The organism is Jejuibacter sp. L23, from assembly GCF_050815825.1.
In the GTDB taxonomy this organism is placed as follows: domain Bacteria; phylum Pseudomonadota; class Gammaproteobacteria; order Enterobacterales; family Enterobacteriaceae; genus Jejubacter; species Jejubacter calystegiae.
On the sequence record NZ_CP138199.1, the window covers coordinates 857,292 to 869,978 of the forward strand.

Annotated in this window: 10 protein-coding genes; 3 read left to right on the forward strand and 7 right to left on the reverse strand. The window is 59.5% G+C overall.

The genetic code is table 11. The features are described from left to right. Positions 1 to 64: 64 nt before the first annotated feature. A complete protein-coding gene (gene polB / locus SCU88_RS03990; protein ID WP_431810086.1) occupies positions 65 to 2,425 on the reverse strand; it encodes a DNA polymerase II in 2,361 nt (786 codons plus the stop codon). A 142-nt stretch (positions 2,426 to 2,567) separates the two neighbouring features. Between polB and SCU88_RS03995 the strand changes: the two genes are divergently transcribed. Then, the gene (locus SCU88_RS03995; RefSeq protein WP_175340313.1) at positions 2,568 to 3,248 is read left to right on the forward strand and encodes a hypothetical protein; all 681 of its coding nucleotides are present in this window, start codon (positions 2,568 to 2,570) and stop codon (positions 3,246 to 3,248) included. Between the two features lie 141 nt (positions 3,249 to 3,389). Here the strand turns inward: SCU88_RS03995 and araD are convergent, their stop codons facing one another. The 3 genes from araD to araB are packed head-to-tail and all read right to left on the reverse strand — an operon-like array spanning position 3,390 to position 7,361. Further along, entirely contained in the window at positions 3,390 to 4,085 is a 696-nt protein-coding gene (gene araD, locus SCU88_RS04000) for an L-ribulose-5-phosphate 4-epimerase (protein ID WP_175340312.1), read from the reverse strand. A gap of 52 nt (positions 4,086 to 4,137) precedes the next feature. Then, complete coding sequence (gene araA / locus SCU88_RS04005) at positions 4,138 to 5,640, reverse strand: L-arabinose isomerase (protein WP_175340311.1); 1,503 nt, start codon at positions 5,638 to 5,640, stop codon at positions 4,138 to 4,140. Between the two features lie 11 nt (positions 5,641 to 5,651). Next, positions 5,652 to 7,361 carry a ribulokinase gene (gene araB / locus SCU88_RS04010; protein WP_175340310.1) on the reverse strand — a complete coding sequence of 570 codons (1,710 nt, stop codon included), beginning with the start codon at positions 7,359 to 7,361 and terminating at the stop codon, positions 5,652 to 5,654. 342 nt (positions 7,362 to 7,703) lie between these two features. Here araB and araC point away from each other — a divergent pair, with 342 nt between their 5' ends. Next, the gene (araC, locus tag SCU88_RS04015) at positions 7,704 to 8,582 is read left to right on the forward strand and encodes an arabinose operon transcriptional regulator AraC (protein ID WP_138095726.1); all 879 of its coding nucleotides are present in this window, start codon (positions 7,704 to 7,706) and stop codon (positions 8,580 to 8,582) included. Positions 8,583 to 8,660: 78 nt separating this feature from the next. After that, on the forward strand, positions 8,661 to 9,419 hold the full coding sequence (locus tag SCU88_RS04020; protein WP_138095727.1) for a DedA family protein: 759 nt from the start codon (positions 8,661 to 8,663) through the stop codon (positions 9,417 to 9,419). Here the strand turns inward: SCU88_RS04020 and thiQ are convergent. From thiQ to thiB, 3 genes are read right to left on the reverse strand one after another with little or no spacing between them, the layout of a single operon-like run. Further along, a complete protein-coding gene (thiQ, locus tag SCU88_RS04025; RefSeq protein WP_138095728.1) occupies positions 9,388 to 10,107 on the reverse strand; it encodes a thiamine ABC transporter ATP-binding protein ThiQ in 720 nt (239 codons plus the stop codon). The genes SCU88_RS04020 and thiQ overlap by 32 nt on opposite strands. Beyond that, positions 10,091 to 11,701, reverse strand: a complete 1,611-nt coding sequence (gene thiP / locus SCU88_RS04030) for a thiamine/thiamine pyrophosphate ABC transporter permease ThiP (RefSeq protein WP_175340309.1) — start codon at positions 11,699 to 11,701, stop codon at positions 10,091 to 10,093. The genes thiQ and thiP overlap by 17 nt, the downstream gene beginning before the upstream one ends. After that, the gene (thiB, locus tag SCU88_RS04035; protein ID WP_175340308.1) at positions 11,677 to 12,660 is read right to left on the reverse strand and encodes a thiamine ABC transporter substrate binding subunit; all 984 of its coding nucleotides are present in this window, start codon (positions 12,658 to 12,660) and stop codon (positions 11,677 to 11,679) included. Before thiB ends, thiP begins: the two co-directional genes overlap by 25 nt. Positions 12,661 to 12,687 lie beyond the last annotated feature (27 nt).

Below are 12,687 nucleotides of genomic sequence, written 5' to 3' on the forward strand. Positions count from 1 at the left end.
GGAATCAGATTCAGTCAAAATGGAAGGGCGCTATGGTACTGGATGGCAGGCCGTTCGTCACCTGTCAAAAAAGCCCCAGTTGCCCTGTAGCCAGTGTAGCAAAATCTTCGCCAATGAAGGGCAGTATCCCTTCGGCCACGGGCTGAAGCTGGCGCTCCAGGTAGTGCTGGTAATCTGGCGGCGAACGCAGATACTCCAGCGGTTCGGGCCCCTGAGTGGTCCAGACATACTTGATGGCGCCGCGATTCTGATAGCGGGCAGGGCGCTCCAGCCGGGCGTTCTCTTCGTCCGCCAGTCGGGCGGCGCGTACGTGGGGCGGGATGTTGCGCTGATATTCACCCAGCGGGCGCCGTAACTGTTTACGATAGACCAACTGATCGTCCAGTTCACCGGCCATCAGGCTGGCGATAGTGGCGCGGACGTATTCCTGCCAGGGCTGGTTATGGAAGATGCGCGAATAGAGTTCGCGCTGGAAAGTTTGAGCCAGCGGCGTCCAGTCGGTGCGTACGGCCTCCAGTCCTTTAAAGACCAGATGTTGATCTTCCCCGCTGCCGGTCAGCCCGGCATAGCGTTTCTTGCTGCCTGCATCAGTGCCGCGAATGGTTGGCATCAGAAAGCGGGTGAAGTGGGTTTCAAACTCCAGCTCCAGCGCGCTCTCAAGTCGCTGGTTTTCCCCCAGTTGCTGGCGCCACCACCGGTTAACACCATCGGCCAGGCGCTGCCCGATGGCCCGGGCTTCGTCATCGCTGTACGCCCGCTTTAGCCAGACAAAGGTGGAGTCGGTATCGCCGTAGATCACATCAAAGCCTTGCGCTTCGATCCACTCCCGGGTCAGGCGCATGATCTCATGGCCGCGCATGGTTATCGAAGAGGCAAGGCGGGGATCAAAGAAGCGGCAGGCGCTGGTGCCCAGCACGCCGTAGAAGGCATTCATAATGATCTTCAGCGCCTGAGAGAGCGGGCGGTTGCCCTGGCGTTTGGCCGTCTCGCGCCCCTGCCAGATTTGAGTCACGATCGCGGGCAGGCAGTGCTGGCTGCGGGAAAACCAGGCCCCCAGGAAACCTTCCACACTGTGTTCGGGGTCCGGATGCGCCATCCCTTCCACCAGCCCCACCGGATCGATCAGAAAGGTGCGGATGATCGAGGGGTAGAGGCTTTTGTAGTCCAGTACCAGTACCGAATCATAGAGCCCCGGGCGCGAGTCCATCACATAGCCGCCGGGACTGGCCTGGGGCGGTACCTCGCCGAGATTAGGGGCCACATAACCGATGCGGTGCATACGGGGGAAATAGAGATGGCAGAAGGCGGCTACCGATCCGCCGTGGCGATCGGCCGGCAGGCCGTTTACGGTGGCGCGCTCCAGCAGAAACGGCATCAGTTCCGTTTTATGGAAGATGCGGGTCACCAGCTCGCAATCTTTCAGGTTGTAGGTGGCAAGGGCCGGTTTGTCCTCATTGAAGCGGCGTTCTATTTCGCCCATTCGATGCCAGGGGTCGTCAATGGCTTTGCCTTCCCCCAGCAGCTCACGGGCAACGGTCTCCAGCGAGAACGAGCTGAAGTTCCAGAAGGCGGATTTCAGCGCTTCGATACCGTCTATAATCAGCCGTCCTTCGGCCTGGGCGAACCAGACGCCGGGTTTAAAGCCGTGTTCGCGCCATTCCAGTGCCGTGCCCGCTCTCCCCAGTCTCAGGGGAATGCCGTAGCGCTCCGCATGCTTCTGAAGCACCCGCAAATCAAACTGTACCAGGTTCCAGCCGATCAGCACGTCGGGATCCTGGCGTTCGAACCAGTCGTTAAGCTTTTCCAGCAGACGCGGGCGGCTGGAGACGTATTCCAGCTCGAAATCTGCGGCTTGCGGGTCGCCGTTTTCCGGCCCCAGCATATAGACGGTTCGCTGGCCGCACCCCTCCAGGCCGATGCAGTACAGTTCGCCATGGCGGCTGGTTTCGATATCCAGGGAGACCCATTTAAGCGGCGGGCGGTAGTCAGGCTCCGGGGCCATACGGGCATTGACCAGCGCGTTGCCCTGCCATTCGCCGCTGACCCGGACCGGGGCGTTGATAAAGCGTTCCATCAGATAGCGCTCGGGTGGGCGAATATCGGCTTCGCAGAGGTGTACGCCGCCTTCGCGCAGCCGTTTTTCCAGGCGCATCATCTGGCGATGCTGACGGGTGTATAGCCCACAGACCGGTCGGCGCTGGAAGTCGCGCAAGGTAAGATCCGCCAGTCGCCAGTGGTTTTCACCGGCCAGCAGGCGGCTGGCCAGTTCGCGTTGAGCGTCGGGGATAAAGCAGACCGACTCCTGGGGAGGGAGCACTACGCGCAGTGGGCCCTTGTCCGTCGCCAACCAGAAGCTGACTTCGGTGCCCCGGGGAGTATCCCGCCAGTGGCGGGTAAGCAAAAAGCCCTGTCGCGTCTCGGCCACGCTTTGTTCCTTCATCAAAGTTCAGGCGTTATTATAGCCTGAATAGCGTGGTTGGGTCTGTGAATTTATACAGTGATTTTTTTGATGCTATGGCGCGTTTTCCGCCAGGTAAGGGATGACAAATGCCACATAAGGAAGAGGGATGATGCGTTATCTGATAATGGCCTGCGGCGGCGTTGGCGGTCTGGCGTTTATTTTGCTGTGGGGGCTCACTTTTTTGCGCCCGGATTTTGTGGTGGAAACGTCGCGCTATGTGATTAGCACGGCACTGTATGATGAGATCGACAGGCGGGTGGATACACTGCCAGCCTTTCTCGCCAAACGTATTGCCAGTACGGAAGAGCAGCGTGAGCGTTTAAAGGCGCATTTGCAGGGGGCCGTGGCGGAAACGCTGTATAATGTGGTGGCGCATCGGAGCGTGCCGGAACCTACAGGTCTGATGGGGGCTGTTCATCGAAAGATCGCTCATGCGCTACGGCAGAAGTATCAGGAAGTGGTGGGGCAGCTTACCCACGACTTTCGTCTGTTTACCGGGCTAAGCGGCGGGCTATTTCTGGCTGTCACGCTGACAGCATTCTTGTGCCGGGATCGTATTCGACCGTTGTTGGTGCCGACGGGGCTATTGTTGCTGGCGACGGGGTTCATGTCTTACAGCTATATTTTTATGCAGGACTGGCTATATACCATTATTTTTAATGACTATATGGGATGGTATTACCTGGTCTACGTCGGACTGGTTTTCGCTTTGCTGTGTGATATTACCCTGAACCGGGCCCGTGTATTACGCGCATTGATAGACGGCATCACGAGCCTGGGAAATTGAAGCGTTCACCGGCTGTAAATCAACAGATAAGCAGTGACTCAAAGTGAACGGAACAGCTCACCGCATCATTATATTCTGCCGGTTTTTAGCTTCCGCTTTCGAACAAACCACTGTTTAAGGGGGAGTCATACCCCCCTTCTATTACTGGCCGTAGTAAGCGTTAGCGCCGTGTTTACGTAGATAGTGCTTATCCAGCAGCGTCTGCTGCATGGGCGGCAGCTCCGGCGCCAGTTGGCGGCAGAAGATACCCATATAGGCGACTTCTTCCAGCACTATGGCGTTATGTACCGCATCCTGTGCGTCTTTCCCCCATGCGAAGGGGCCGTGGGAGTGCACCAGCACACCGGGCATCTGAGCTGCTGAAATGCCCCGCTCGCGGAAGGTTTCCACAATCACCGAACCGGTATCCCACTCGTACTCGCCGTTAATTTCGGCGTCGGTCATTTTGCGGGTGCAGGGAATGTCGCCGTAAAAGTAGTCGGCGTGGGTGGTGCCGGTGGCAGGGATCGCCTGACCCGCCTGAGCCCAGATGGTGGCGTGGCGAGAGTGGGTGTGTACGATACCGCCGATCTCCGGGAAGCTCTGGTAGAGCAGGCGGTGGGTGGGGGTATCGGACGAAGGTTTTTTGTCACCTTCGACCACTTCGCCGCTTTCCAGTGAAACCACCACCATATCCTGGGCGCTCATAGCGTCATATTCCACCCCGGAAGGCTTAATCACCAGCACGCCGCGTTCGCGATCGACGGCGCTGACGTTGCCCCAGGTCAGGGTCACCAGATTGTGGCGTGGTAATGCAAGGTTCGCTTCCAGGACCTGACGTTTTAACTCTTCCAGCATCGGTCGTTTCCTCCGAAAAAGGGCGGGCCAGAACATCGGCCCGCATCAGGTCTTAGCGTTTAAAGTGGTAGTAAACTTCGTTCCAGCGCAGCGCGTCTTTAAAGGCGGGCAGGCGGGTGTCGTTATCAATCGTGGTCAGTTCGATGTCGTACATCTCGGTAAACAGGCGCATATCGTCCAGAGTCAGGGACTGGCTGAATACGGTGTGGTGCGCGCCGCCGCCCAGTACCCAGGCCTCGACGGCGGTGGGCAGATCCGGTTGGGCTTTCCACAGGGCGTTAGCGACCGGCAGTTTCGGCAGCGCGTGGGGCGCTTCAACCGCATCGACGCAGTTCACCAGCAGGCGGAAACGATCGCCCAGATCGATCAGGCTGGCGTTGATGGCAGGGCCGGTGGTGGTAGAGAAGATCAGACGCGCCGGATCGTCCTTGCCGCCAATACCTAACGGCTGAACGTCGAGAATCGGTTTGGTCGGTGTGGCGATAGAGGGGCAAACCTCCAGCATATGGGAGCCGAGCACCATGTCGTTGCCGGACTCGAAGTTATAGGTGTAGTCCTCCATAAAGGAGGTGCCGCCTGAAAGCCCCGTAGACATCACTTTCATAATGCGAAGCAGGGCGGCAGTTTTCCAGTCGCCTTCACCGGCGAAGCCGTAACCCTGCTGCATCAGGCGCTGTACCGCCAGACCCGGTAGCTGCTTCAGGCCGTGAAGATCTTCAAAGGTGGTGGTAAAGGCGTGGAAACCGCCCTCTTCCAGGAAGCGTTTCATCCCCAGTTCAATACGCGCAGCATCGATCACATTCTGGCGTTTAGCACCGTTAATCTGAGCGGCGGGCGTCAGGGTGTAGCTGCTTTCGTATTCGTCGATCAGGGCGTTGATATCGCCGGTGCTGATGTCGTTGACCACGGCCACCAGATCGCCCACCGCCCAGGTATTAACCGAAAAGCCGAACTTAATCTGCGCAGCGACTTTGTCGCCATCGGTCACCGCCACTTCGCGCATGTTATCGCCGAAGCGCGCGACTTTAAGGTGACGGGTATCCTGTTTTGATACCGCCTGACGCATCCAGCCGCCGATACGCTCCTGAGCGCGTTTATCCTGCCAGTGACCGCTGACCACGCTGTGTTGCTGGCGCATACGGGCACCGATAAAACCGAACTCGCGGCCGCCGTGGGCGGTCTGGTTCAGGTTCATAAAGTCCATATCGATGCTGTCCCAGGGGATCTGCGCATTGAACTGGGTGTGGAACTGCAGCAGCGGTTTGTTCAGGATGCTCAGGCCGTTAATCCACATTTTGGACGGCGAGAAGGTGTGCAGCCATACCACCAGACCGGCGCAGCGGTCCTGATAGTTGGCGTCGCGGCAGATGTCGGTAATTTCATCCGGACGGGTGCCCAGCGGCTTAAGTACCAGTTTGCACGGCAGTTTGGCATCGTGGTTCAGGGCGTTGACTACCTGTTCCGCCTGGTTGTTGACCTGACGCAGCGTCTCCTCGCCATACAGGTGCTGGCTGCCAATGACGAACCAAATTTCATACTGATCGAAAATAGTCATGCTTGTGTCCTTTAGTGTGTCAGTGCCGCCTGGCTCGTAGAAGCGCAGGCCTGAGGGGCACCCGAAGGGAGGTAATGTTGTTCAGCACTCTGGCACCACTGCTGATAGCGCTGATAGAGCTGTTCAAAGCGTGCGGCGCGTTCCGGTATCGGCTGGAGCGTGCGTTCAATCCGGCTGGCCATAATTTTCTGGGCGGCGGGGATATCGTCGTAAACCCCGGAGGCCACCGCGGCGAATATAGCGGCGCCGAGGGCGCAGCACTGATCGGAGGCCACCACTTGCAGCGGGCGGTTCAGCACGTCGCTGCATGCCTGCATGATGGTTGGGTTCTTACGGGCGATACCGCCCAGCGCCATCACGTGGTTCACCGCAATGCCCTGATCGGTAAAGCACTCCATAATGGCGCGGGCGCCGAAGGCGGTGGCGGCAATCAGCCCGCCGAACAGCAGTGGGGCGTCGGTCGCCAGATTAAGATCGGTAATCACCCCTTTCAGACGCTGATTGGCGAAGGGGGTGCGGCGGCCGTTAAACCAGTCGAGCACCACCGGCAGATGTTCCAGCGACGGGGATTCGGCCCAGGCTTCGCTCAGCGCCGGAATGAGTTTTTTCCGGCTCTCTGTTATCTGTTCACCCAGCTCCGGATGCTGCTGCGCCAGTTGCTCCAGCGGCCAGCTCAGGATGCGTTCAAACCAGGCGTAGATATCGCCGAAGGCGGATTGCCCGGCTTCCATCCCAATGACGCCCGGGGTAACGCTACCGTCCACCTGACCGCAGATCCCTTTCACGGTACGATCGCCCACGGCGGTTTTTCCGGCGGTAAGGATGTCGCAGGTCGAAGTGCCAATGACCTTCACCAGGGTGTGCGTACCGGCACCGGCGCCCACCGCGCCCATATGGCAGTCGAAGGCGCCGCCGGAAATGACCACCTGTTCAGACAGTCCCAGACGCCCGGCCCACTCGGCGGTCAGATGACCCACAGGTAGATCGGCGGTCCAGGTGTCGCGGAACATGGGATAGTCCAGGTTCTGATTGATAATCGGGTCCAGCTCGTCGAAGAAGCTGGCTGGGGGCAGACCGCCCCAGCTTTCGTGCCACAGCGATTTATGGCCGGCGGCGCAGCGACCGCGGCGAATATTTTCCGGGCGGGTGGTACCGGAAAGCAGCGCCGGCACCCAGTCGCACAGTTCAATCCAGGAGGCGGCGGCGTTGGCGACAGCGCTATCCTGGCGGGTCACATGCAGGATCTTGGCCCAGAACCACTCGCTGGAGTAGATACCGCCGATGTAGCGCGAGTAGTCTTCTTTACCCGGCTGATGACACAAGCGGGTTATCTCTTCAGCCTCTTCCACGGAGGTATGATCTTTCCACAGCACGAACATGGCGTTCGGGTTATCGGCAAATTCAGGATTCAGCGCCAGCACGTTACCGCTGGCGTCAATGGGGGCCGGGGTGGAACCGGTACTGTCCACGCCGATACCAATGATCCGGGCGCGCTGATCGTCATTCAGCGCCGCCAGCGTACTTTTAATGGCACGCTCCATGGATTCAATGTAATCCCGCGGATGGTGGCGGAACTGGTTGTGGGCGGCATCGCAGTAACGCCCTTCTTTCCAGCGCGGATACCACTCCACGCCGCTTGCCAGCTCGGCGCCGGTGTCGCAATCCACCGCCAGCGCCCGAACGGAATCACTGCCAAAATCGAGGCCCAGTGCAATAGCCATCTCGTTACTCCATGGGTCAAACAGAACATGGATGAACCATAGAGGGCAGAGGCGATAAGGGGTCAGGCCAATCTGGCTTATCTTATGGATAAAATTGCTGTCAGGGAGAAATATGTGACGCCACGCAAATATTCGATGTGGACATTTCTGCCACTCTTATAGACACTCTTGTTGTCCCTTTTGAAAGCGAAGGACCCCGATGTTTGTCACATTTTTCCGTCGTGGCGCGGTTTCGCAGTCATTGGTATCCTCAGGATAAGCAACCCGGAACAGGGCCGGATGTGGCGGTGACAGGATATGGACAAATGGTTTCTTTTATGACCCCGTGGAGGGATGAGCCTGATGACAGAGACGCAAAATGATCCCCTGCTGCCCGGTTATTCGTTTAACGCCCATCTGGTGGCGGGATTAACGCCCATCGAGGCCAGCGGTCCGCTGGATTTCTTTATCGATCGTCCGCTGGGCATGAAGGGGTTTATTCTCAACCGTACCGTGCGCGGGGAGGGCATTATTAATAACCAGGGCCAGCAATTTATCTGCCGCACCGGCGATATGCTGCTGTTCCCGCCGGGGGAGGTTCACCACTACGGCCGCCATCCCGACAGCCCGGAATGGTATCACCAGTGGGTCTATTTCCGGCCTCGCGCCTACTGGCACGAGTGGCTGAACTGGCCCGCTATCTTCGCGAAAACCGGCTTTTTTCGTCCGGCCGAAGAGCACCAGCGCCACTTTTCACGACTGTTTCAACTGATTATCGATGCCGGTCATGGGGAGGGGCGCTACGCAGAGCTGCTGGCGATCAATTTGCTGGAGCAGCTGTTGCTGCGTCGTATGGATGCCCTGAGCGAATCCCAGAAGGCGCCGCTGGATAACCGGGTGCGCGATGCCTGTCAGTACATCACCGACCATCTGGCGGACAGCCGCTTTGATATCGCAAGCGTCGCGCAGCACGTCTGCCTGTCGCCGTCGCGCCTTTCTCATCTGTTTCGCCAGCAACTGGGGGTCAGCGTGCTGGGCTGGCGCGAGGATCAGCGCATCAGCCAGGCCAGGCTGTTGCTAAGCACCACGCGACTGCCGATTGCCAGCGTGGGTCGAAACGTCGGCTTTGAGGATCAGCTCTATTTTTCCCGGGTCTTTAAGAAGTGCACCGGGGCCAGTCCCAGCGAGTTTCGGGCCGGTTGCGAGCAGCTTAATCGCGATGAGTCGTTAAACCATGTTTGAACCGGTTACGTCGGGCAGCTTGACGCCCGACGGCCTCATCAGGAGAATCGAGCGACTGCGCCTTCAACCGGACACGCTATGGAAGATTTTCTGCAACACTTCGTTACCCACTACTCCCTGATCGCCGTCTGGTTGGTCGCTTTTCTTGAATCACTGGCGCTGGTGGGGCTGATTATGCCCGGCACTGTGGTAATGGCCGCGCTGGGGGCGCTGATCGGTAGCGGGCAGGTGAATTTCTACTCCGCATGGCTGGTGGGAACCGTTGGTTGCCTGCTGGCGGACTGGATTTCGTACTGGCTGGGCTGGCGCTTCCGGGGGCCGTTGCACCGCTGGTCATTTCTGAAAAAGCAGAAGTCATGGTTGGATAAAACTGAGCACGCCCTGCACCAGCACAGCATGTTCACCATTCTGCTGGGGCGTTTTATTGGGCCGACGCGGCCTCTGGTGCCGATGGTGGCTGGTATGCTGGAGCTGCCGGTACGCAAGTTTATCAGCCCCAATATCATTGGCTGCGTGCTCTGGCCGCCATTCTACTTCCTGCCCGGAATTCTGGCCGGCGCGGCCATTGATATCCCCGCTGGAATGGAAAGCGGCGCCTTTAAATGGTGGCTGCTGGCGGCGGCGCTGCTGCTGTGGTTGGCGGGGTGGCTGTGCTGGCGCTTGTGGCGTAGCGGTAAGGCGGCGAAGGATAAGCTAACGGCGTATCTGCCGCGTGGCCGACTGTTGTGGCTGGCGCCGCTTTGCGCGGCAGCGGCGATCGCCGTGACGTTGCGGGTGGCGCTCCACCCGCTGATGCCGGTTTATCTCAGGATCCTGGGTAAGGTGTTGGGGCTCTGATGCCAAGCGTGCGCGAGGCGCTGGCCTCGCCGCTTAATAACTGCGCCGTATCGCCGTCCCAGTAGATGCGGCCATCCACCACCACCAGGCTGCGAGGCGCTATCTGCGCGGCATCTTCCAGACTGTGCGATACCATCAGCAGGGTGAGCTGTCGGCTGCGGCAGATTTCATCCAGCAGGGCGAGCATCTCCTGGCGCAGAGCCGGATCGAGGGCGGAAAACGGCTCATCCAGCAGCAACAGAGGCTGCTGTCGGATAAGACAGCGCGCCAGGGCCGCCCGCTGGCGCTGGCCGCCGGAAAGCTCGCCAGGGCGCCTTTCCAGTAGCTCACCTATCGCCATCTGAGCGGCGATGCTCTCCACCTCTTTGCGCTGCTGCGCATTCAGCCGCAGGCCGGGATTCAGTCCCAGGCCGATGTTCTGGCGTACGCTGAGGTGCGGGAACAGATTGTGCTCCTGAAACAGCATCGAGACTGGTCGCTGGTCGGGCGCCGTATGGGTATGATCGGCGCCGTCAAGAACAATGCGGCCGCTGCCCGGCGTCAGAAAACCGGCAATCAGATTCAGAAGCGTGCTTTTTCCTGCGCCGCTGGGGCCGAGTATCGCCAGGCGCTCGCCGCGGGCGACCTGCAGGCTAAAGCGCATGGGCAGGTGATGATACAGCCAGGTTACATCAGTCAGTGTCAGCATGGCGCCCCGGTAATTTTTCCATCAGAGTGAACAGCGTCAGACAGAGCAGCAGGAGCAGTAGCGCGGTGACTGCGCCATCATCGCTACGGTAAGCGCCGATCTGCTGGTAGAGATAAAAAGGCAGTGTGCGGAAATCCTCATTGCCGAACAGCGCCACTACGCCAAAATCGCCAATCGACAGAACGCAGGCGAAGGCCAGCGCCTGGCCAAGAGGGCGCTTCAGGGCCCGTAGCTCGATAATCCTCAGACGGTGAATACCGCGGATGCCCAGCCCCTGACACAGCGGACCGTAGCGCTCAGCCAGATCGCGCATGGGATTTTCCAGCACTTTGAGGGCGTAAGGAATGGCCATCAGCGCATTGGTGAAGATAACGATAGCATCCGCTGATTCCGGCAGACCAACGGTGGCGTTAAGCAGCAGGAAGAAGCCGGTTGCCAGCACGATGCCTGGCATAGCGAGGATCAGCATGCCGCTCAGCTCCAGCGCCTGGCCCGCCAGCGGCTGCTTACGTAGCCTTAGCTCGCGGGAGCTCCAGAGCAGCATCAGGGTCAGTACGACACAAAGAAGACCAGCGGCGGTGGCTATTCGCAGTGAAGTCCAGACTGCCTGCCATAGCGCGCTCTGCTGGAGCAGACGCGGCAGGTCGCCGCGCAGGCCATCCACCACAATCGCCATCAGAGGCGGCAGCATCAACAGCAGGAGGAGTACGATCAGCAGCGAATCCAGCCCGCGAGAGAGCAGGGTGCTGTCGGGTGGTCGCCAGCCCGTCGCCATGGTGGCTCCACTGGGAATCGCTTTGCTAAAACGCTGGGCCAGCAGCATGAGCGCCAGGCAGCAGAATAGCTGAATAAGCGCCAGTAATGCCGCCCGGGCGGGATCGTAGTCATAGCTAAGGGCCTGGTAGATGGCCAGTTCGATGGTAGTGGCTTTTGGGCCGCCGCCCAGCGCCAGCACGGTGGCGAAGCTTGCGAAGCACAGCATAAAAATCAGGGCGGCGGTGGGGAAAATTTGACGTCGCAGCCAGGGCCATTCCACCAGACGGAACAGCGACCAGCCGCGTATCCCTAACTGAGCGGCAAGCCTGCGCTGTTCGCCGGGAATACCCTCCAGCGACTGGAGCAGCAGGCGGGTAGCCATCGGCAAATTAAAAAAGAGGTGCGCCAGCAGGATCCCCTGCAGGCCATAGGGCGAAAACGTCCAGTCGATGCCCAGCCACTGGCAGAGTTCGGCCAGCCAGCCCTGGCGGCCATAAACGGAAAGCAGGCCGAAAACCGCGACCAGCACCGGCAGCACCAGGGTCATGGCACAAAGCCGCAGCAGGAGCTGGCGCCCGGGAAAGCGGCGGCGCCACAGCGCCCGGGCCAGGGGAATGGCCGGGAGCACTGAGAACAATGCGGAAAGGAACGCCTGCCAGAAGGAAAAGCGCACCACGTGCCACAGATAGCTGTCCTGGAGCAGGGTACGGGGCGCGACGCCCGGTGCGCTGAACCACAGGGCGCCAAAGGCGGCCAGCGCCACGCCGAGCATCAATCCAGCGGCGAGCAGGCCAGGCCACAGCCAGCCGGGAATTAGCGGCTGAGGGCGCGCTGCCATTCACCGATCCAGGCGGCGCGCTGCTGGGCGACCTGTTGGGGGGTAAACTGTAACGTCTTTTGAGGTCGGGTCAGGCTGTTAAAGCCTTCAGGCAGAGCGACCTGGCTTACCGGATACATCCAGTTGCCGGTGGGAATGGTCTGCTGGAATTCCTTTGATACTACAAACTGCATAAACTTTTGGGCCAGCTCCGGCTGTTTGCTGCTTTTCAAACGGGCTGCGACCTCTACCTGCATATAGTGGCCTTCGCTAAAGTCGGCGGCGGCGTAGTTATCTTTGTGCTCTTCAATAAGCGAATAGGCCGGAGAGGTGGTGTAGCTGAGTACCAGATCCCCTTCACCTTTCAGAAACAGCCCCCAGGATTCGCTCCATCCCCGGGTCACGGTCACTGTCTTACTGGCCAGCTTCTGCCAGGCTTCGGGGGCCTGGTCGCCATAGACCTGCTTCATCCACAGCAGCATGCCCAGTCCGGGGGTACTGGTTCGGGGATCCTGATAGATAACGCGCCATTTCCTGTCGCTTTCCACCAGTTCTTTCAGGCTCTTAGGGGGATTCTTCAGGCGGTTTTTATCGTATACGAAAGCGAACCAGCCGTAGTCATAAGGGACGAAGGTCTCGTTTTGCCAGCCGCCCGGCAGAGTCAGGTGACGGGTATCCACGTCGCTTTTGGCGAACAGGCCACTTTGGGTTGCCGCCTCCAGCAGGTTGTTATCCAGCCCCAGCACCACATCCGCTTTGCTGTTTTTCCCTTCCATTCGCAGGCGGTTTAGCAGGGCGACGCCGTCTTCCAGCGCGACAAATTTAAGCTGGCAGTCGCAGTCGGCCTCGAAGGCCTTTTTAATGGCAGGGCCCGGGCCCCAGTCGGCGGCGAAAGAGTCATAGGTATAGACGGTGAGCTGCGGACCCGCGAAGGCGGGCAGGGCGACCAGCGTCAGCAGCACAGGCAGTTTGTTCAGCACTTTGCACTCCAGTATTGGGTGGCAAAG